We start from the raw sequence: 22,177 nt of genomic DNA on the forward strand, positions 1-22,177 counted from the left end.
TATTTGAATAAACTTTATTTAAAAGTAAAAACAATGTTCAAATAAAATTATGTCTTAATTGAATATACTACACAGCCACTATTTGCTGTTTTCTAAGCTCAAAGTTTACCTCTCCAATAAGTGGAAATAATAAAACTATAAAACATTGGATGGAGGATTTATAGTGACGAATAATGAGAATTACAGTGGAATATTACCCCATAACGCCGAATCTTATTGGACGAGCAGTATTCATTTACCAGAATACCCTTCCTTAGAAAATGAAATGCAGGTAGATGTTATTATTGTAGGAGGAGGAATTACTGGCATTACTTCTGCCTATCTTTTAGTAAATGAAGGCCTAAAAGTCGCTGTTATAGAGGCAGACAAATTATTAAATGGAACGACTGGACATACGACAGCTAAAATTACTGCTCAACATGATATGATTTATGACGAGCTTATCAGATATACTGGAAAAACTACCGCAAGATTGTATTACGAAGCAAACATAGATGCTTTAAATTTCATTCAAGCCACAATTAATAAACATCACATTGATTGCGATTTCACTCAACAAGATGCTTATATGTATTCCACAACAGAAGAATATGCATTTAAGTTAGAAAAAGAAGCAGAAGCTTATAAAGAGCTTCGTATTGAAGGCGAACTTGTAAACAAACTTCCTATTAACTTAAAAATACACAATGCACTTGTTATGAGAAATCAAGCACAATTTCATCCCCTTAAATATTTAGCTCATCTTTCAAATATAATTACAGAAAAAGGTGGATACATCTTTGAAAATACCACAGCAGTAAATATAAAAACAGGCGAACAACCTGTAGTTCTTACCCGTGGAGGAGCTCAAATTACAGGCAAGTATATTCTCTCTTGTTCTCATTTCCCTTTTTATGAAGGCGCAGGACTTTACTCTACAAGAATGCATGCAGACCGATCCTATATAATTGCCGCTAAGACAAAAACAGATTATCCAGGTGGTATGTATATTAGTGTAGATGAACCAACCCGTTCCCTCCGTTCTACAACAATTAATGGAGAAAAATTTATTCTTATCTCTGGAGAAAGTCATAAAACGGGACAAGGCGGAGAAACACTAAAACATTATGAAGCACTAGAAATATTCGGGCAACAAGTTTTTGGCCTTGAAAATATCCCATATCGTTGGTCAGCACAAGATTTAATTACACTAGACAAAATTCCTTATATCGGAGAAATCACCTCCGATCAGAGAAATATATTAATTGCTACTGGATACAGAAAATGGGGTATGACTAATGGGACTGCAGCTGCTCTTTTATTCCGAGACATCATATTAAAGGAAAAAAGCAAATATCGGGAATTATATACTCCCTCTCGTTTCCACATGAATCCTAGTTTAAAGAATTTCTTAGTCGAAAATGCCAATGTTGTTGGTCACTTAATTAAAGGAAAGTTAGAAATCCCTCAAAAGCGCATCCATGATTTATCTAACGATGAAGGAGCCGTCATTGATATTGATGGCCATAGAAAAGGAGCTTATAAAGATGCAGAAGGTAAACTTCATATTGTAGATACAACTTGTACTCATATCGGATGCGAAGTTGAATGGAACAATGGTGAACGTTCTTGGGATTGTCCATGCCATGGTTCGCGATTCTCGTATACAGGAGAAGTACTTGAAGGGCCTGCTGAAAAACCATTGCAAAAATACGATTATAAAATGATAGATAATCTTACTTCAGAAGACTCTGGTTACTAACTAAATTTATAAATGAGTGATATTGAATTTACAATATAAAACCAAGATACCCCGTTTGAGGGTAACTTGGTTTTATTAGCTTGATGATGTCGTAACCATCCCCCTAAAATTGACAACTTATAAGGGAATATCTTTTCACCTTCTATCCTAACTAACAAGTCGTGAAATTCGTTTCTTTTTCCATGAAAATTTATAATATCCATATTGCAAAAGTAAACTTACAATAAATGCAGCTGGATATCCAATCCATATTCCTTTTATACCAAGATTTGTATGATAAGAAAGGTAATAAGCAACTGGGACTTCTACAAGCCATATCGATACAACACCGATAATAGTGGGCCATAATACAGTTCCACTTGCTCGCATTGTCGCACCAATAATTTGAGCATGGCCGAAAATTAAATAACTCCAAAGTGTAATCATCACCAAACTATGTGCAATTTCGATTGTATTCGAGCTCGTTAAGAATAACGATAAGATTTCTCTTGAAAACAAGTAAATAAAAACAATTAATATACCACCAATTATATAGTTCATAACGATTCCAGCACGAATAACTTCCTGTAATTGATTAAATTGCTTTGCACCAATGGATTGCGCAGCGAAAATGGATACTGTTATTCCGAGACTGACAGCAGGCATCTGAACATAACTTGCAACCTGGTTTACAACCCCGTATGCAGCAGTTGCATCAGAACCGAAACGATTCACAAATGCGATTACTGCAATCTCAGATAATGAAACAAGAATCATATTAATACTGGCTGGAATTCCAAGGCGTAATAAGAGTTTTAACAATTCCCAATCCATACAAAGATATTTCCGTACGGTCTCATCTAATTGCAGTGGATGATTCTTCTTCTTTAAATAAATAAGCATAACAATAAATGTTACAATGGTTGAGATAACAGAAGCATAAGCAGCTCCGTACACACCAAGTTTGTGTATTCCTAGCCAACCAAAAATTAGAATAGGTAATAGAATTATATTTAAGAATGTACTAACAATTAAGAAATAAAACGGTGTCTTAGAATCTCCTGTACCCCTAATAAACGTTGTATAGGAGAAGTATAGAAATAAAACTGGCATAGAAATAAATAAAATACGTGCATAATGCACACTCATATCAATTATATTTTCTGGCGTACCCATAAGACGCATAATGTTCAGAGCAAATACATTTCCCACTATTGCCAAAATAACTCCTATTATAAAGGTAAATGTCAACGTCGTACCAACAATGGCTTTTAAACGCTCTTCATTACGGGCACCAAATGCCTGACCAATTAAAATCGAACTACCTGATCCAATTCCAATTACAAACGAAACCAGTAAGAAGAATAATGGAAAAAATGCTGAAATGGCAGCTAATTCATTCACACCAAGCCATCGCCCTACTACCACCATACCAAATAATTGTCCAACTGATTGTAAAATGTTACTTAAAAGCAAGGGAACTAGAAACATAGACATTGATTTCCATGTTGCTTTCCCATCCTTTTGTTGATTTTTTAATCTTTTACTTTCTTGAATACTATCTATCGATGATTTCATATTTGATTTCCCCTTTTATTTGGAGGATTTATATCATTTTGAGAATAATAAGTTAAAGATGAAAAAGATTTCAAGTTAACGTTATAATTTTATCTACAGATTTCCCCCTACGTAATAATGATTTTTAATAATTTGTTTGTCATTCTTTTTTCTACACTTCTCCCTTTGGATTTACTCTTCAATATGTGCAACAGTTGGATTAATTTTCCTTTCCCCGTTTATTTTAATAAAATTATTTATATTATTAAATGTAATAAACAATTAAGAAATAAAATTGGTATAAAAAATAATTTTTGTAATTAACAAAGGTCATTTTTTATTTTTAAATATTGTAATTACTTAATAGTAGTTTATTTAAGAGTTAAAAAAAAATATTCTTCCCTTATTTTGGTGTTCATTATAGCGGTTAACATTGATTACTGCTCTTTTATGTTTTCTTCTATGTTGTATATTTTTTAATAATTTGTCCAAAATATAACTAACCTGTTTTAGAACAAATTGGTTACCGAGTAGTTAGCTTTTGCTAGCTGCTCTTTTTACTGTAATTACTAAAAAATACACCTAATCATCTTTTTCAAAAATATTACTTTTAACGTATTCCCCGAAAGAATTCTCCTTCCTCAAGCGTGTGAAGGGCGTAGCCCACCGGTAGGTGGGAGATGACTTTCGGTTTGGCATAGCCAAAAACTTTTGATAAACTTGCTATATGAAGTTCTTTGATAACTTGATATAGAAGGTTGCAGGAAGAAAATAGAGTGCGAAAACCAAGCCATTCGGTTCCTGCGTAAAATATCAACCGTACCAAAAGAGCATCCATGCGTTGGACATCTAGGGGTGGAACACCCCGAAGTAACGCTCAGGGAGACGAAAGGTTACTTTCGTCGTGGAACTGAGAAGCTCCCACTTCAAGCTTTGCTAAGTGGCGAGTAAGTTCACTACTCACTTACGAAGCAGGTGAGTACTATGCCATCTGTTATACCTAAACTTCTTGTTCAAAATACATACTTTAATAAATATAGAGGATTTTTGTAATGTTTCTCCAAAAGAAAATACAAAAGGGTACTATGGTCCGAGTGCCGCCACTGTTGGTTCATTGTGAATGCTTTTAATGGAGTTTGTGCACCAAACACGTTTGATAGTGATGTTGTAGACCAAGACACAGTCATAATAAATTAAGGTAATTCAACTTCTGAATAAAAACTAATATTTCATCTATAATAAACATTACAACCTGCTTCTTACCCAGGTTGTATTAAATAGAGCAGTTGCTACAACTAACTGCTCTATTTTAATTTTAGTTACATAAATTTGAAACTTTCATGCATACTATGTGTACTCCTTAAATTCATAGATGTAATGTTCTTATGACAGTTAGCTTTTGCTAACTGCTTTTTAGTATTATGTATGTTCCAAAATGATGAATTCCTAACTATTAGGTTACCGTATGCTATATAGAGAAGGAGTTTGACCTTTTACTTAAATCTCCTGAAAAGACTCTGCTCAGATATTTTCCAATAAAAAAGGAGAGATATATAATCTCTCCTTTTCATCCATGTACTTTATAATTAGCGAGTAAATCCACCGCCAAGTTGTTGTTCAGCCATTGCTACTAGACGTTTTGTGATTTCACCACCAACAGATCCATTTGAACGAGCTGTTGCGTCTGCACCACGAACTAATAATTCGTTACTGCTTCCACTATTATTGTTTTCCATTGTGTCTCACCTCCTAGTTTTTAATATGCATAAATGAACCACTGTCACAAAACGAAACGGTTACGCTTTTATATAGGGTAACCGTTTCGTTTTGTTGTTTGCCATCATTACGTATACTTGTTAATTTTCATGTCTATACAGTTTAGAGAAGGTATTCCATGCCATTCGGATTGACCTCTAGCACATGATAAGTTTATAACCGTTCCTATAATTAGGAACGGTCTTATTTCATTTAACTGTCCTTTTTAATTACAGTAACTGTTTTTTGATAAGCATTTATACATATCGGATATGAATTTATTTTACAAATAATGAATATTCACCATTATTATCATCGAATTTATAAACATTTAAATAATATTTGCCTGGTTTCGCTTCGAATTTCCCCTTTATGGTATTTCCTTCATCTTCACCACAAGCTACATAATTTTGCATGTCTGATTCATGATAAAGTACCCATGTCATCCCAATATTTTGTTCATTTACCACAGAAATATCTACTTCTTTTGGATCTGTAACATTAAACGTATAAACATCTGTTTGATCAGGAGTAAGCAGATTTCCTTTTACAAGCGTATTAAACGGGAGTATCTTCTCTTCTTCAAGGGAACCGGCTGTTTTCGGATCTTGTTTTACAGTAACTTTTGTCTGTTCTTTACTTTCTTTTCCTCTACTATCTTTCACAGTTAGTTCGACAGTATATGTTCCTTTTTCTCCATATACGTGGGTAGGATTCGCTTTTGTACTTGTTGTACCATCCCCAAAGTTCCATAGATAAGAAATAACTTTTCCATTTTCACTTGTTGTACCATCGCTATGGAATTGAATTTCTTCATTTACTATCCCGCTGTATGGTCCATTCATATTTACTATAGTAGTCGTTTTTTCTTTTTCCTCTGTCGCAACACCATGGAAAACAATATCATATTCAAATTGATTAGCTGCATTTACACGATAGTTTACAAAATAAGCTGTAACTGTTTTATAGCCACCCCACTCTTTTTGGGATAACTGCTCTAAAGTTTGGTTTACTTGTTTACTCATCGCTTTCCAATCTTCAGACTCACCTTTTCATGTACTACCTGTATACTTTCCTTCCACACTAAATGTATTAAAGAATTGCGACTCATGTTTTTTAATTTTTGCATCTTTTATATTTGCTACATCTACAATTTCGTTTTTCACTTCAGCTAACGTCTTTGGTGCGTGTTGAATTAAATAATCATTTGTTACTTGCGGTACATTATATTTATCTTGATTATCAATCAACTGCTGCATATATGCTTGATATTCTGCATTCAATTGTGTATTTTTGCTTAATAATTCACGATACGCGTCATAATTTCTCACATCGTTTGCACGGATTAAATCTTGAATCTTATCAAATGTGTCAAATTGATGATTATACAAATAAGACTGCAGTGCAAAGGAATACTTATAAAAGTCCCAAGATCCATATTTGGCGAACAAAGTTTGCTTTGCTGTATAACGGCTTGCTGGATCAGATGATAAGCCACTTATCATACTTTTACGCGGAACAACATTATTTGTACGTGTAGATCCTGCAAAAAATTCTGCATTCCCTTCTTGGAACCAGGTTAAACGTTCATTTTGATACATTTCTCCGCTTCCAAATAAACCAGGAACCTCATATCTTCCTTGTAAATAGTGAGTGAATTCATGACGGAACAACTCTTCTAAACTATAAATACTCTGCTTTGGCGTACGCTCATATGTAAAGAAAGTCCCCTTCTCTTCAATATATATTCCACCGTTGTTTGTTTCATATCCATATAATTGTCTATTTAATTGATATTCATCTGGATTATTATAAATTACTATTGTTAGTACATCATCAGCATTACCCGGTTCTAGTGCTTTATCATTTCCAATTACCCGGTGATATTGTGCTTTTACTTCCTTGGCTGCCCAATATAATCTCTTAATTTTTTCTTCTGTTACTTTATCTCCCGTCTTAAAGACAATAGATCCGTCATCAAATGTATATGTTTTAGGTAAGTATTGTTGTTTCCCTTCTTCACGTATTTTCTGTAAATCTACTGCATTTCCACTATAATCTTTTCCTCCATAGTTTGTTTTCATTTGTTCTACGGCTACAAAATATGCTCCACTTAAACGAGGATACAAGCTCATCGCTTGTGTAATAACTTCCAATCCTTTGTTTGGATTACTATGAAATTTCCCTAAACGTCCTGCATAATAAATGCCATTATTAATTAACCAACTATTTTCATTTGTTATATTTCCCACAAGAGCAATTCTACTAACCTCATTTATAAAGTTATCAATCTTTCCATACCACATTGTTTCATTAGGTTTCTTATTCGTATCCTGTAAATAAGACTGTATATCATAATCAATTCCTTTTACAATTTCATATACAGCTTGTCCTTTTGCATAATTACTTACATACGTAGAAAGGTTATCATTATAGTGTTTTAAAATATTTACCGCATACTGCACTGTTTCAGTATCACTAGAAGCATTACTAATTAATTTTCCATACGCAGCTACTACTCTATCTTGCTCGGCTGTACCTAATGCAAAGTTGGGATTTTTTGCAATCGCTTTTAATGCTGGTAAACATTTGTCATGGAAGCTTCTCTCTTTTAAGTAACTTAATTCATTATTATAATATCCCACATAAAAAGCAGAACGTAGTACTTCAACAAATGTTTCAATGCCCTTTGAGTCCTCTTTAGTAAACGATTTTCCTCGTTGTCCTAATTCATTAATGATAACGTTCATGCGTTCTTTATTCTGATAAAATGCTTTCGTATCGTGATTAAATTGAAATAAATCAGTAATTTGATTCCAAGAAATTTTTGAGAGTGTATCAATGAGTTCGTTATTAGGCATTTTATTCAGTTCTGCCAGAGAGTAGCTTTGCTTTAATTGAATTTCATCACGTTTCATAACCAGAGTAGGACGTTGTGAAAAATCGCCTACTTTTAAACGCTCTTCAAAAGTCAATGTTTCGTCAATTTTTGTAGCATGTACGATTTCATCCTTTGAAGTTTCTGTCCCAATTGGTTTCATCTGTAAGATATTATAGGGTACTTTTTCTTCTGCTGATACCTGTGTTTGAATACTTCCAAATGATAATGCCACCGTACTAATCCCAATCATCATTTGAGTAAATTTTAAATTCTTGTTCATAATGTTTCCTCCAATTATATATTCCATCAATGAATATAACATTTTACATACGGTAATTATTTAAATATGTAATATTTAATATTATATTAAATGGATTTTCAGATAATACAATTCAAGGAGGAACATTATTAAATTACTTTCTTCTTACTATCCTTTCATATGAATTATTTAATTTTTTTGTTTGGTATTTACATATTCGTTATACGAATCCAATATCTCTAGTAAGGTCTCGTTAGATATTTGGAGATAATAGTTATAATTCATCAAATAAAATATACCTAATCACATATCTATATAATGAGATACTACCTCATGTTTGTATACACACAATTTACAATATGCATACTGTATTAAGAGCCCTCCTATGACATAGAAATCTTAGTCACTTTCTCTAAAAAATTAAAAAATCCACCCCCATCAATACCTCTGTAGGTGTGGGTGTGGATTTTTAACTTTATTTAGAAATGTAAAATGTTTAAAAATTCTACCTACGTAATTTATAAACTTACAAATTATAACGTAACTAATCCTATTCAACACATACATATGGCACTAGCAGTTTTAAGTTTTTTATCATCTAAAAAAAGAATTATGTACTTTTATACCGATACATTCTAAATAATGGCACTTACAATTATTTAACGATGTGAAATACCGGTGGGTATAATTGCAAATACTTTTTAGTAATTTCATGAATCGGGAATTTGAATCAGTTGTAGATTCATTTTTAAATAAGGGATATTTTATAATGTAGGATTATGTATTAATGAAGAAATAATTCTGTTTACAAGATCATCTGTTATCCACTCTGTTTGCATATCGTCGGAATCACTTTGATTCATCGAATCAATAAACTTTTTAAATTTCGGAAATAAGACTATGGAGGTAATCCAATAAATCGCATGGTTTGTCGAAAAGAAATGAAAAACCCCTTGTTCTTTCCCTTCCAATAAGGTTTCTTTTAATTGTCCAAAATTCCCAATAATATATGGTTTTATTTTTTCCAATTGTGAACTTTCTTTGATAATTGCCTCATATGCAAGCGTTCCAATTTCAGGATGTTGTTTTATATGTGTAATAAAGAAATTTAAATATTGTTTTAGAGCAGTTTTAGGATTATGTTTCGTTTCTTCAAGAAAATTTGGTAGTTTTTTTGCAAAATCATATTTTTTAAATACCTCTAAGTAAAGGTTCTCTTTTCCGTTAAAGTAATACGAAACCATAGCAACATTCACCTTTGCTTCTTTTGCAATTTCTTGAATACTTGTACCATCATATCCACTCTCTCCAAATTTTTTCTTAGCCGCTTCTAAAATATTTTCAATTGTTTGTTCGCGAGATTTCCCTATTCTATACACCTCATATTAAAATTAATGAATTTCAAAAAATATTATGTGCATTATATCACAATTTTTTCATGAGATTTAATTATATATTTCAAATAACAATTTAACAAATAATTGAATATTAAGCACTCCTTATAAACCCCTTTTCTCCCCACTAATAAAAAAAGACTTGAGACCATCTATTTCAATAGTTAATCTCAAGCCTTTTACTGGCATAATTAAAAGTTAAAGGGTATTGGATTTTTTTAATCTCAATATCCGATCCTTTTATTTTTAGATTATTAATTGTGTTAGCAATATAACTCACAATGGTTGAATATAATATTCGTAATCAGTTACAAAAATTCACAAAAACGAATATGAAACGCCTTTGTATTCCACTGGCTCAACTTTAAACCAATCTTCTACTCAAACTGAAGCTTATTAATGAATCTCACTAGTATGTTTGAAGGTTGCTTGTCTTTACTAAGGACCCATCCATAAGAAAGAGGCTCAAGGTTAGGTACATCTAATACAATAGAAACCATTTCTTTTTGATTATTTAATAGATTATGTTTGAATGAATAATCCAATCCAATTGTAATAGCTAGTTCTTGCTTCACTGCATTTTCTATTGCTTGCGTATTATTAGAGATGAATAATATATCCACATTCCCATACTTAGAAAATAACTTATTAATGCTATCCCGAATGTATTCATCATCATATAAAACCAAATCCTGATTTACTAACTGTTCTGGTACAAGGATTTTCTCTAATGCAAGTGGAGAATTTTTATTAACTCCCACAACTATTTTAACGTCTATTATTTTTTTAAATGTAAAATTATTATGCCTCTCTCTAAACTTCTCTGATGATGCAATAAATCCAATATCAATCTCGCCTTTTTGAATGTCTTGTAGTATTTTTTTATGATCTTTTTCATAAACCTTTATATTTACATAAGGATGCTCCTTTTTGAATGTCGAAATTATATTTATTAGTACATGCATAGGTCCAGGGATTGTCGCAATTCTTAACTCCCCGTTTAAAGTATGATTGTAGATTTGCGCTTCTTCTTTCAATTCTTTTACTTGCAGTAGAATATCACTAGCTTTTTTTATAATCGATTTCCCCTCGGAAGTCGGAACTGCCCCCAACCCTCGTGAACGTGCGAAGAGTTTTACTCCCAGTTCATTTTCTAACAAGGAAATAGATTGACTAATTGCTGATAAAGTAACGTGAGACTGGAGTGCAGCCTTGGTAAATGATCCAGTATTCGCTACCGCTACGATATACTCCATTTGTTCAAAATTCATCTTAATACTCCCTTTATTAAGATTTACTTAATTATTAGTAAATATATCTAAATTTTAATGAATTATAAATAGAGTTACAATACAGATAGTTGTTATTAATCTTTCAATTAACAACAATTTTGTATAAACACATTTAACATTCATTATATAAAAATAAAGGAGATGGATAACACTAAACCCGAGAAGAGTCGCTTTTATTAGAAGTAGAACCCGAGGAATTGGTAAAGAGACCTCATAAAAGTTTACTCAAAAAGAAAATCAAGTTGTAATAGCTGATTTTATGTGGAGCTAGGTAATTCAACCGCTATAGCCATCCAGGAACATGGTGAAGAAGCGATTGTTGTAAAACAAATATTTCAAAGTTTGAAGAAGCTGAATGATTAATAGAAAAAACTGTTCAAGCTTTTGAAAGAATTTACATTATGTTTAACAATGCCGGTATTGGCTATCCCACTCCTGTTTTAGACCATGACTTGAATGATTACCGTCGTATCATTAATATCAATCAACACGGCGGAACCCATGGTATTATTTGCACCGCTAAAAAAATGCATGAATTAAATATTCACGGTGTAATTATTAATATTGCTTCTGTTTTTAGTTTACTAGCATCAATAGGTACTTTTGTTTCAAAGGGTGCTGTTATCAAGATATGCATCATTTAAATAAGCATTATTAATATGATTAAAAACTTATTACTAAACAAGAAATTTATAGAAATACTATGATGTTTACTAATCAAATGGAAAGTAGGTAATATATATGTGCGGAATAGCGGGATGGGTTGATTGGTCAATGGACCTTTCTAAACAAAAAGAAACTTTAAAAAACATGACAAATTCTATTATACATCGCGGACCAGATGCAGAAGGATTTTGGTTCTCTAAACATGCAGCTTTTGGTCATCGTCGTCTTATTGTAATTGATCCTGAAGGTGGTCTACAACCCATGTTGTATAAGGATGGAGAGACAACTGTTTCACTAACATTTAATGGAGAAATTTATAACTACCAAGAGCTACGTATTGAACTAGAGCATTTGGGCCATGTATTTCAAACAAAATCAGATACCGAGGTATTATTACATGCATATCTAGAATGGAAAGAAGATTGTGTACAACACCTTAACGGAATTTTCGCCTTTGGTATTTGGGACGAGAAATTGCAACGACTCATGTTAGCCCGCGATCATTTAGGGGTGAAACCACTCTTTTTTGCACAACGTGATAATTCAGTTATCTTCGGATCTGAAATAAAAGTATTACTTTCTCATCCAAATGTACAAGCAGAGGTGGATTCAGAAGGACTTTCCGAAATCTTCTGCCTTGGTCCAATGCGAACACCTGGTCATGCAGTATTTAAAGATTTACATGAAGTGCGCGGGGGACACTACATTCTGTTTACTTCTAATAAAACTGAATGTAAGCAATACTGGAAGCTAGAAAGTAAACCACATACAGATGATATAAATACTACAGTTAATACAATTCAATCTATTTTAGAGGATACAGTGAAACGACAATTAGTTGCCGATAGACCCGTGGTTACAATGTTATCAGGAGGTTTAGATTCCAGTGGTTTAACTGGATTAGCAGGAAATGAATTCAAACAAATCGGAAAGACACTTCATACTTATTCTCTAACTTTTACAAATGAAGAACGAGATTTCGAAGAAGATTTTCTTCGCCGTGATCGGGATGAACCTTGGGTACAACGTGTATCTGAACATGTTGGAACACAACATCATTCTTTTGAATTAGGATCTGAAAAGCTCATTGAACATTTATTAATTCCAATGAGGGCTCGTGACTTACCAGGTGTTGGGGAACTTGAAACATCTTTGTATCTTCTCTTTAAAGAAATGAAAAAAGATGCTACAGTAGCCCTTTCAGGAGAATCAGCAGATGAAGTTTTTTCTGGATATCCTTGGTTCCATCAAGAAGAGTTTTTAAAAGCGGATATTTTCCCTTGGAATGTAAACTATTCTTATATTACAGAAATTTTATCAGAAGACTTAAAAACTAAAATAAATCCTATCAACTATCAAAAACAACGTTTTCAAGAAGCTGTAAATGAAATACCCTTTTTAGAAGGAGAAAATGATTTACAAGCAAAACAACGTCAAATGTCTTATATGTTTATTACACGCTTCCTACCTTTTATGTTAGAGAGAAAAGATCGTACTAGCATGATGACAGGTTTTGAAGTACGTGTTCCATTTTGTGACTATCGACTGGTTGAATATCTCTGGAATGTACCGTTTGAAATAAAAAGTATCGATAATATTGAAAAGGGAATTTTACGTCGAGCTTTCCAGACTGTTCTTCCCACAGATGTATGTTATCGTAAAAAAAGTGCATATCCAAGTACAAAAGATAACGCCTATTTACAAGGAATTAGTGTATGGATGCTAGATGTATTAAACGATAATACCTCTCCTATTCTACCTCTTATTAACGTAGAAAAGATTCGTTCAGTTGCACTAGGTACAGATGAAATCATTACTGATAATGAAGCTAGAGGTTTAATTGATTATCTACTTCAAGTAAATAGCTGGCTTCAAGAATATCAAATTAAACTTATCTAAAATATATTCGATAGATAGCAAAGTAACATTTTATATATGTCGAACAATTAAGATGGATCCCTACCATCCCTTGTTCGAAGCCAATTCATCTCCCGCCTACTCACTGGGCTGAAACCCTTCACGCTCCTTGAGGAAGGAGTCTTCTTGGCTAAGATGATAAAAACCGTAAAGATTAGAAATCCTTACGGTTTTTATTTGGATTATTTACATGCGTTGCGTATTCGGATTTATATAGTTATTCTGAATCACTTTATTTTTTAAAATTTAACTTCATTAGATTTATTTAATCGTAGCCTCCACTTTTATTTGTTCTTTTTGGGTATTGTTATCTATAGCTATATATATTTTTTCAATTTTATAGACGGTATTTCTTGGCAATAACAATTCGTATTGCCCTGGATACGCAGTCAAGTCATCTGAATTCATATAAGCACCATGAGTCCCAGAGCCTACCTTAAATTCTGTCATAACTGGTCTTGTTTTGGCATATCCGGCATCAATAAGTATAGAAGTACTTAAATATCCAAACTCAGTTATTGTTTTTCCTTGGAATTTTTTTTGTATTTCCTTGAATTTCTCCCTATCAACCTTGCCATTTTTTATTATGGAATTATCATACTCCTTTCCAAAAATCCATGCATCATCCCCTCGATACACTTTTATATTGTCATTCATTTTTGCCTCTTTTCTATTTAATGCCTTATCTAAGGATTCAATTTTTTTCTTCATTGTAAGATCAGAATCTAATTTACCCGCATGCGTTCTTAAGAATTCATTATACGGCCTTGCATTTTTTGTATAATCTCTTATGGCAGATTTCTCTTCTTTACTCCACTTACTAAATTGTTTTTTTCCCCAAGCATCAGCTTCTTCTTTGTTTGTACACAGCTTATATTTGTCTACATTATTACAGTCCTTGGGCTTTGACGGTATATTTCCTATATATTTTGATGTAAATTGAAACGTCACATTATCATTTGGCTCAGTCATCGCAAATGTAGAGGTAGTACCACCAAATACAGTTAAACCTAATGATAGAATAGTAGCTATAGCTAGACTTTGTTTTTTCATACTAAAACTCCTCTTATTCTGTATTTTTTTAAAATTAAAGGTTTCCATTCTCCAAAACTATGTTTATATAGATCCGTAGAGCTATCATGACTATGAACTTTTACAAATGGGTAACATAGTCATAAAACAATAGAAAAGTATTATTATAGAAATAGTATTCAATTCAAAGAATAAACTACCCCATTAGAACTCGTACCTTAATAGTTATTCCTATAATTTACCCCTGGTTATTTATTGTATATAAAGTGAAGTTCGCATTGTATTGAATGGGAAATTAATAGAGGTTTTTTGATATTCAAATGTCCCCTGTTGATGTCCAGATGCATCCCACTTATAATACCAACCAACAATTGGGTTGCCGCCAATTACAGTTGAGCCAATACTCTTTACTGCTGAACCATTCATTTTTGCAATTGGATTTTGTCCATATCCAATTTCTTTTGTGTAAATATATAGGTAACTTTCCCCATGGTTTCTTGTAGTACTAAAGCTATTAGTATTGATTGTCTCTACCCCACCTTGCTCAGACTCTACTTGGCAACGTTTAATGAAGATAATGGTGCTGCAGGACCAGCAGATGCCTCTGTTGCCATTCCTAGACCTACAAATGTAGTGATTGCTAACGATGAAATCCCTAAAGCTACTTTTTTAAACATAATAAGATCCCTTCCCTCCATTTATTGTATATCTTCACAAACATACCTTTATCCCCTAAATATGTAAATAACTTGAATTTTATAAATATAAGATGGAATATTCTGTTTTATATTTCTGCAGCATTATCAACACAAGAGATAGGATTTACGTAGACCATATTATAGGCCTGTCAAATTGTTCATCCTTTGTTACTCTGTGGGATTAGGTTATCAATTTATAAGTTTAATAATTTAAATTCAAGATATTTATCAACTAGAGCTTTATCAATGATAGAACCATTATAGGGGTAGCGAAACGATTCTGGGTATGAGGTGCCACTATGGGGATTAATTAAAAATAAAAAAAGAACTTTATTCAAGTTCTTTTAACCAATGAGACTAGTTGGTCTAGCTCACACCTGTAATTTGACATATTTCTTCATTTTTTCCTTTAATCTATTAAAGCGTGTAGTTATAGGCATACCGCCAACCTTTTAACGAGAATATACGCTAAGCAAGATTTCACATAAGAAAACGTCACTTTATATATTATTCCTATAAGAAATCACAATGTGCGATCCAATCATTTGTTTTACTATTTTTAGCAAAATAAATTCCGCCTCCATGAATAATCTTTAAATGTGCTTTTGGATCGTCTGTTATTTGAAAAATAAATTCATAATCCGCGGGCCATTGGATACCTGATTGGGCAAAACAAGCATAGCCACCTAATTTATGTATGTAATGATTTTCTTCAAAAATATCCTCATAGTAGTCAATCTCATTTGTGTTTTCAAGTTCTAAAATTCTATCTTGCATGTTGTTTGGAAAATCTTCCGTATCCCATTGTGGAAACTCATCAGTTACTAATCTAGGGATTAAGGGAAAAGGTTTTAGATTTGGAAACGTAAGTGACATCTCATTCGGTACTAGTTCCTCTAAAGAATCATATTCTCTAATACAAAAATTCCTCGATAAGTTGGACAAATCTTTAGCAAAGTTTGGAGAGAGAAATACTGCGATGGCTTTCAAATCTTTTACTGCTTCTGGAAGAAAAGGTATTTGAGTTAAATTAAGCATCATGATCGCATACATTTTTTCTCCATAGCGGTCAATTGGGTAAGTTTCATTTGGTAATGAATAGTGAATCTTTCCAATCCAACTTTCATTTAAAGATAAATCGGGCCTTTTTCCTCCTGTTTGAAAGATAGTTGCTCTTTTTCTTAGGATATTTTTTATTTGATCTATTTCCAAAGTATTTCCCCTCCTAAATTTATATTTTGTTTTCTCTTGATTTCATTTAATAATTATATTGTATCAATATTTTGAGTTTTTTGTTATAACAATTCTTTTGAAGGGTACTATTAGCAGCAATTTCACGTATCTTTTTGTGGTTTTACTGTCGATTTAAAACAAATTTGCACTGTTGTAAGTCCTTTTAATTTGCAAAACTATGTGATATATTTTTAACATAAAGAGCGAAATACATCACGTAGGAGGATTGTATGAAAAATAAAATGGCTTATTTAGGATTTATCGGTTTTTTAGGGTTTTTGGCACCTTTCTCATTTTTAGGTGATATTACTTGGGCAGGTCTCCTATTCAATTTCTTTTTCTTCTTTGCATATGCAAAAGTGGTACCAGATGAGCTTTTTATACTACATGTTCGAATCTCTGCTACAAGAGCTTTTTTCGTAGCATTGGTACTAGGTATCATACTAGTTTTGAGTATTTTTATTTTTGAAAATCTACATATAATTCGTTTCCTTGTTATTATTTCAGTTTTTGCACCATTAGGTACCTTCTTAATTAATTTAGAAATATTTGAGCGTAGAGAAAAGAAAGGAATGCAAGATGCCACTTAAGACTCGAATGAAAGAATATAGAGTAAGGTTAAATATGTCTCAGGAAGATTTAGCTAATAAGGTTGGGGTTAGAAGAGAAACAATTGGCAATCTCGAAAACGGAAAATATAACCCTTCATTCAAACTTACTTATGATATTGCAAAAGTTTTAGAAGCGCCTATCGAGACTCTGTTTTGGTTTGAAGAATAGAATAATTCTAGTACAAGTAAGTCAACTTTTGTAATTAATATATTCATGTGTTTTAATCAATTTTTTCATAAAATCTACAATCAGAATTTAAAAATTGGAATCTAATTTGATTAATTTTTTTCAAATTAGATTCTTTTTAGTGTTAATTCAATACGGATTTTCAAAGCATTTAGGGGCACGCCACATCGCTATCAAGCTGACAAAACAAAATATCCCCTAAAACGAAAAAGAGATGAAGAAAATAATAAAAAGCTTATCATTATGTATTAAAAGATAAGCTTTTTTGTCTATACTTATTAAATTTTATTGGATTTATTCCATGCTAATACAGTAATAAAATATTGAATACCAAACAAAATAGTAACAAGTAGAATAAACTTAATACATACTAAGATCCATCCAACAATATCTTGAGGTAATTGATTATGATATGTAGTGTAGGCTACACCAGAAAAAGATAAAATAAGAGTATAAGATAATTTAGCTTTTAATTTTTGTTTTAATTTTTCCTTGTTATCAATTTCTGGTTCGTAAACACCAGCTAAAATGGATCTAATAAAGAAGAATACCATATAACAGATAATGATACCAAGAGCTGTAGCCCATTCTAGAAACGGTCTTTGTAAGTATACGCCCCTTATTATTAAATCTAAGAAGGCTAGCAATAAAACCACAATTCCAGATTGAGCCCAAATTTTCATTTCGATTTGTTGAATTCTTTCATCTGAATGTGTACTGAGTGAAAACAAATTTTTAAATTTTTCCATTCTATTTTTCCTCCCAAAATAATTCATCTAAAGTTTTATCGAGTGATTTAGCTATATCAATACAAAGCTTTAAAGATGGATTGTATTTATTAAGTTCAATAAGGCCAATTGTTTGTCGGGTAACATTTACAAGCCCAGCTAATTCTTGTTGAGTTAGCCCCTTTTCTGTTCTTGCAATTTTTATTTTGCTTACTGACATTAAATGCACCCCGTTTATAAAGGTAATCTTTACTTTTTTATCTTATATTCTATATATTAAATTATAAGCAAAATATATGCAATATATATTTTACATTATGATGTATATAAATTGCTTTTATCCTTTCTTTTTCCATTTCTATTATTTTTGTCTCTAAAATTATTTCACAAAGTTAAAAAACAAATTATGATTCTGGTACTGCGCATATTTATGGGAGCTTTGTAACACCTATTACATCAGTTTATAAGCCAGGATTATTTGTAGATGTTATGAAAATTGATAAACATAATTATTATGGTGGCAGCTTTAAAATTAAAAAATAATAAAAGTTAATTTCACTAATGATAATATTTTTGATATGATCAATGTATAATAAAAACATAACTCATGTAATAGTCTAGGCGGTATACTTGACCAACGGCCGCTTAGCTAATGAGTTATACCCCTTAGAAAAGGTACCTTGCAGCAGGGGTGCCTTTTCTTTTATTTTTAGTGGTAAATTGAAGCTATATAGTTAAAAATTATAATGATTAAATTGTAATTGAAGTGAAGTATGTATCCCATATGAATATTTTTAAATATTAGAAAGAAAACCATTTGAGTGATAGCTGGTATTCCAATGAAAGTTAAACATTGTACCCAATTATTGTTATACGTAGAGAGATGGAGTAATCCAAATGAGCTTCCAGACAATATTAAAGAGATTGTAATAGAAGCTATGGGGCTTATTTTGAAGGAACGTATGATCTTATGCCAAAAGAACAATATAGATACAAACATAATGTTTTCTCCGATTAATTGAATTGCAATCCCAGGTGTTTTGTGAAGCATATTAGTAATCCCTTCATTCCCAATGGGATTAGATGCTCCTCTGAATGTTGTAAAAGATATTAGTACGGCTAAAAATAACAACATAATAGCATAAATAATGAAAGCACAGAAAAAAGAAATTTTTAGCTGTTGGAAAGTGATTTTTTTAGAAAACAAGAATCTTTGATCTCGCATTATAAATAGGAAAACTAGTGAAATAGGAAAAGAAAAATAAACGGATTTAATTATGTATTGCATTAGTAGATCTAATTCATTTATATAATTAAGCGTAAATGAAGGGAAAGGTATGTAAACTGTAATAATGCAAAATATGACAAGTATTAGAAACTGCAGATACGTTTTAGTTTGTACTAAGCAATCTAAATATGTGTTGGCAGCACCTAATGCCTTTAAGGTCTGCTTAAACTCTTTAAAAACTGCGTTCATAACACTCCTCCATTTGTATAACAGTAAATGTTTTTACTTCATAATCTTATATGCCATTCTTCCCTTATTGTATTAAATGTAATCTTATCTCTACACACATAATAAAACTTCACGTACCGCATTTATTAACTACATTTAAAATATAGTCACCAAGGGGATTTCTATACCAAAAGAAAAAGCATCCCTCTGGATGCCTAACTTACCTTATTTATTAAATACATTTTCATCATGATGATATAAGGGATACTTCTAAAGGAATTTCTTCATCCTCTTTTCAACCTAACTAATAAAACTGATAATTAGTTGCTGTTCTTGCAGCCAGTCTTGTAGCTTTCTATATTCATCCCAATATGTTTTCTAGTTCCCTTTAATTGACTCTAAATAGATTGATTTTGTTGTAAAATATATAAATTGCTCTTCAGCATATGCAGCCATACTTTTCACTTCCTTTTTAGTAGACATATTGCTTCTATGTACACATCATGCAAAATTTATGTAAATAATTTAGATTCCCCAAATAATGTAACCAACTTGTGTCACGATAAACATTTTCTATCAAAAAAAACCTGCATAAATGCAAGTCAAATATAAATTATGGACTTTCTTTATATAAAATCACTGAAAAAATTTCATATCACTTATGCGTCTGGAGACGGAAATCTTGCAGCTTCAAAATGTGTACTATTTTCTACATTAGAAATAACTCCAGCTACACTACTTTGTGCAAAAATCTCGACTATATCCCCTGCATTTAACTGAATGATTGATGAAACAGCAACAACATTAGCAAAGTTTATTGGACCAAAAAAATCATTATCTATTGCAATTGCCGGATTTCCATTAACTCGAATTTCTACCCGCGCTCTATAATTTGTGTTTAGATTATTGGGAATGAACGCAATAGTCCCAATAACAGAATAAACACCTCTTGTCTTTGGAATAAAAATTGATGTAGCTGGATTATACTCATTCGCTAAATCAAATTGTTCATTTTGAAATAAGACCTTAACAAATGTATTTGCTGGTAAATTTTGATTAACTGTGCTCACAGCTCTAAAAGCAGATGCTCTCACAAGATTATATTGGTTATCATCAGAACAACAATTTACTTTTACATTAACCCAATGTTTCTCCTCATGCTTTTTATCACATTTTTCATAACCCTTACTGCCTCTATGACAATCGTGATATTTCTTTTTGTAATCCTTACAATGATTACAGTAGTAATAAGACATATTAAATTCCTCCTTTTAATTTATTACTACATACTATGTAAGATAGATTAGTAAAGTTTGGACAATCTATTACTATTTCTAATGAGATTAAAAATAGTAATATCAAATATTAATAGTGTATTTTGTTACATATTACTTTTGCATTCGGCACAGAAGAGTTTGTTTAATATTATTGCATCATGAGTATACACACGTTATAATAGGCACCTAATTACATATAAAGAGGTGCGAAAAATGAATAAGACAGAACTAACAAAAGTAGTGGCAGAAAAAGTAGAACTTACACAAAAGGATGCAGCTGTAGCAACACAAGCCGTATTAGATACAATAACAAGTGCACTAGCTAATGAAGAGAAAGTACAAATCCTTGGATTTGGTACATTTGAAGTACGCGAAAGATCTGCACGTACAGGACGTAACCCACAAACAGGTGAAGAAATGCAAATTGCGGCTTCAAAAGCACCTGCTTTTAAGGCCGGAAAAGAATTAAAAGAGGCAGTGAAATAATTAAAGATAGTCAAAAGGGTTTGATATTCTTATCAGCCCTTTTTCAATATCCTTGTTGTGCACAAAACAAAAAAGTATCAATCGAAAAATACATCTGAATACACATAAATCATTATATATAAGCGATTGAATTAACGTTATACTAACATTAACCTAGAAGCATCCAATGATCTTTGATTAATCACTACATTTTCTTTAGAGCCATATCAACATAAAAGAAGAGACACTGTATAGTATCTCTTCTTTTATGTTTCGTGCCTTTAATCAATAGTAAGAGTATATATCTATGCCCTCTTATTGCTGATTGGTGTTAAAATTGCTGCTCCCACAAGCAGAAGATCTGAAAAACACTCGTAGGGATAGCACTACATCGCTATCAAGCTAAGCTCTAAGCTCATACAACGTCAATCATAGTAGAGGTTGCTTCTTTTTTCTAAAGGCTACGTGTAGGGAATTTAAAGATTTGCATATGAAAGAAACCCTAACGGGTTTCATTTTTTTGAATTAAGCCGCTTGATTATGAGACATGGTACAAATGTAAACGACACCTAATATATCAAAGACTGTTTTTTTCTCATATCGATGAGGTTTTCGCCCATTTTGCTGTAGGAGGTTGAACAGGCGAATGAGATTAATGAGAGAGACCTTAGAAATGTCAGTTCGACTTTCAAAGGTCCATAAATGGAAGGAAAAGGAACCTAATGATTTATACTATATTCCTTTCATTATTTACGCTGCCTAAAATGCAATATTATTTGGATTTATTTCAACCGGCATTATAGAAATTAATAAGTCACTACCACCAATTGCAAATTCAATTATATTTCTTAATGTAGGAATCTTATCATTTATCTTACTAATACGTTATATTTTATACGGTGGTTTATTCTAACACTGAAGAAATTCCTATTTTTAATTACTCTTTGTGCAGTGTTTTATCCTTAGTTATCCTTGTTATCCACTTATTTATCAATCAATATCAATGGTTAATTAAAAAGATGACTTCACTAATTATGAATTTTTAATAA

At 31.9% G+C, this 22,177-nt stretch carries 15 protein-coding genes and 6 pseudogenes; 8 read left to right on the forward strand and 13 right to left on the reverse strand.

Features of this window, described 5'->3' with window-relative positions; translation table 11 throughout:
• Nucleotides 1-163: 163 nt before the first annotated feature.
• Nucleotides 164-1,741, forward strand: coding sequence for an FAD-dependent oxidoreductase (locus ACO6VI_RS27220; protein ID WP_422424614.1), 1,578 nt, complete (start codon nt 164-166; stop codon nt 1,739-1,741).
• Between the two features lie 147 nt (nt 1,742-1,888).
• Here ACO6VI_RS27220 and ACO6VI_RS27225 read toward each other — a convergent pair whose 3' ends face one another.
• The gene (locus ACO6VI_RS27225; protein ID WP_422424625.1) at nt 1,889-3,217 is read right to left on the reverse strand and encodes an MATE family efflux transporter; all 1,329 of its coding nucleotides are present in this window, start codon (nt 3,215-3,217) and stop codon (nt 1,889-1,891) included.
• Nucleotides 3,218-4,261: 1,044 nt separating this feature from the next.
• Here ACO6VI_RS27225 and ACO6VI_RS27230 point away from each other — a divergent pair.
• Nucleotides 4,262-4,474 (forward strand): annotated as a pseudogene (locus tag ACO6VI_RS27230) (spore germination protein).
• A gap of 389 nt (nt 4,475-4,863) precedes the next feature.
• On the opposite strand, the pseudogene ACO6VI_RS27235 reads toward ACO6VI_RS27230, so the two are convergent.
• The 4 genes and pseudogenes from ACO6VI_RS27235 to ACO6VI_RS27250 all read right to left on the reverse strand — a co-directional run.
• A pseudogene (locus tag ACO6VI_RS27235) lies at nt 4,864-4,968 on the reverse strand (small, acid-soluble spore protein, alpha/beta type); the annotation flags it as partial.
• A 342-nt stretch (nt 4,969-5,310) separates the two neighbouring features.
• Nucleotides 5,311-8,193, reverse strand: a pseudogene (gene colA, locus ACO6VI_RS27240) (collagenase ColA).
• A gap of 743 nt (nt 8,194-8,936) precedes the next feature.
• Entirely contained in the window at nt 8,937-9,542 is a 606-nt protein-coding gene (locus ACO6VI_RS27245) for a TetR/AcrR family transcriptional regulator (RefSeq protein WP_422424627.1), read from the reverse strand.
• A 401-nt stretch (nt 9,543-9,943) separates the two neighbouring features.
• On the reverse strand, nt 9,944-10,837 hold the full coding sequence (locus ACO6VI_RS27250) for a LysR family transcriptional regulator (protein WP_422424615.1): 894 nt from the start codon (nt 10,835-10,837) through the stop codon (nt 9,944-9,946).
• Nucleotides 10,838-11,220: 383 nt separating this feature from the next.
• Here ACO6VI_RS27250 and ACO6VI_RS27255 point away from each other — a divergent pair, with 383 nt between their 5' ends.
• Both ACO6VI_RS27255 and asnB read left to right on the forward strand, forming a co-directional pair.
• The gene (locus tag ACO6VI_RS27255) at nt 11,221-11,502 is read left to right on the forward strand and encodes an SDR family NAD(P)-dependent oxidoreductase (RefSeq protein ID WP_257207133.1); all 282 of its coding nucleotides are present in this window, start codon (nt 11,221-11,223) and stop codon (nt 11,500-11,502) included.
• A 97-nt stretch (nt 11,503-11,599) separates the two neighbouring features.
• On the forward strand, nt 11,600-13,423 hold the full coding sequence (asnB, locus tag ACO6VI_RS27260) for an asparagine synthase (glutamine-hydrolyzing) (RefSeq protein WP_422424616.1): 1,824 nt from the start codon (nt 11,600-11,602) through the stop codon (nt 13,421-13,423).
• Between the two features lie 279 nt (nt 13,424-13,702).
• On the opposite strand, the gene ACO6VI_RS27265 is transcribed toward asnB, so the two are convergent.
• From ACO6VI_RS27265 to ACO6VI_RS27275, 3 genes and pseudogenes are all read right to left on the reverse strand, one after another.
• Nucleotides 13,703-14,494, reverse strand: coding sequence for an ADP-ribosyltransferase (locus ACO6VI_RS27265; RefSeq protein WP_422424618.1), 792 nt, complete (start codon nt 14,492-14,494; stop codon nt 13,703-13,705).
• A 231-nt stretch (nt 14,495-14,725) separates the two neighbouring features.
• A pseudogene (locus tag ACO6VI_RS27270) lies at nt 14,726-15,150 on the reverse strand (DUF4879 domain-containing protein).
• A gap of 534 nt (nt 15,151-15,684) precedes the next feature.
• The gene (locus ACO6VI_RS27275; RefSeq protein ID WP_422424620.1) at nt 15,685-16,383 is read right to left on the reverse strand and encodes a DUF1963 domain-containing protein; all 699 of its coding nucleotides are present in this window, start codon (nt 16,381-16,383) and stop codon (nt 15,685-15,687) included.
• Nucleotides 16,384-16,634: 251 nt separating this feature from the next.
• Between ACO6VI_RS27275 and ACO6VI_RS27280 the strand changes: the two genes are divergently transcribed.
• Entirely contained in the window at nt 16,635-16,994 is a 360-nt protein-coding gene (locus ACO6VI_RS27280; RefSeq protein ID WP_000791799.1) for a DUF3796 domain-containing protein, read from the forward strand.
• Nucleotides 16,984-17,184, forward strand: a complete 201-nt coding sequence (locus tag ACO6VI_RS27285) for a helix-turn-helix transcriptional regulator (protein WP_001128819.1) — start codon at nt 16,984-16,986, stop codon at nt 17,182-17,184. The genes ACO6VI_RS27280 and ACO6VI_RS27285 overlap by 11 nt, the downstream gene beginning before the upstream one ends.
• Nucleotides 17,185-17,480: 296 nt before the next feature.
• Here the strand turns inward: ACO6VI_RS27285 and ACO6VI_RS27290 are convergent, their stop codons facing one another.
• Both ACO6VI_RS27290 and ACO6VI_RS27295 read right to left on the reverse strand, forming a co-directional pair.
• A complete protein-coding gene (locus tag ACO6VI_RS27290) occupies nt 17,481-17,951 on the reverse strand; it encodes a DUF6773 family protein (RefSeq protein WP_071729452.1) in 471 nt (156 codons plus the stop codon).
• Between the two features lies 1 nt (nt 17,952).
• Nucleotides 17,953-18,150: a helix-turn-helix transcriptional regulator gene (locus ACO6VI_RS27295; RefSeq protein ID WP_000116560.1), complete on the reverse strand. Its 198-nt coding sequence runs from the start codon at nt 18,148-18,150 to the stop codon at nt 17,953-17,955.
• Nucleotides 18,151-18,338: 188 nt separating this feature from the next.
• Here ACO6VI_RS27295 and ACO6VI_RS27300 point away from each other — a divergent pair.
• Nucleotides 18,339-18,473, forward strand: a pseudogene (locus ACO6VI_RS27300) (DUF5065 family protein); the annotation flags it as partial.
• 166 nt (nt 18,474-18,639) lie between these two features.
• On the opposite strand, the gene ACO6VI_RS27305 reads toward ACO6VI_RS27300, so the two are convergent.
• On the reverse strand, nt 18,640-19,407 hold the full coding sequence (locus ACO6VI_RS27305; RefSeq protein WP_422424623.1) for a hypothetical protein: 768 nt from the start codon (nt 19,405-19,407) through the stop codon (nt 18,640-18,642).
• Nucleotides 19,408-20,045: 638 nt separating this feature from the next.
• Nucleotides 20,046-20,642 (reverse strand): ABC transporter permease, encoded by a 597-nt coding sequence (locus ACO6VI_RS27310; protein ID WP_109737679.1) that lies wholly within the window; start codon nt 20,640-20,642, stop codon nt 20,046-20,048.
• Nucleotides 20,643-20,876: 234 nt separating this feature from the next.
• Between ACO6VI_RS27310 and ACO6VI_RS27315 the strand changes: the two genes are divergently transcribed.
• Entirely contained in the window at nt 20,877-21,149 is a 273-nt protein-coding gene (locus tag ACO6VI_RS27315) for an HU family DNA-binding protein (RefSeq protein ID WP_109737678.1), read from the forward strand.
• Between the two features lie 504 nt (nt 21,150-21,653).
• Here the strand turns inward: ACO6VI_RS27315 and ACO6VI_RS27320 are convergent.
• Nucleotides 21,654-21,806: pseudogene (locus ACO6VI_RS27320) on the reverse strand (IS4 family transposase); the annotation flags it as partial.
• Between the last annotated feature and the right edge of the window lie 371 nt (nt 21,807-22,177).

The sequence above is a fragment of the Bacillus sp. PSXD-155 genome (assembly GCF_049310765.1).
Taxonomy (GTDB): domain Bacteria; phylum Bacillota; class Bacilli; order Bacillales; family Bacillaceae_G; genus Bacillus_A; species Bacillus_A cereus.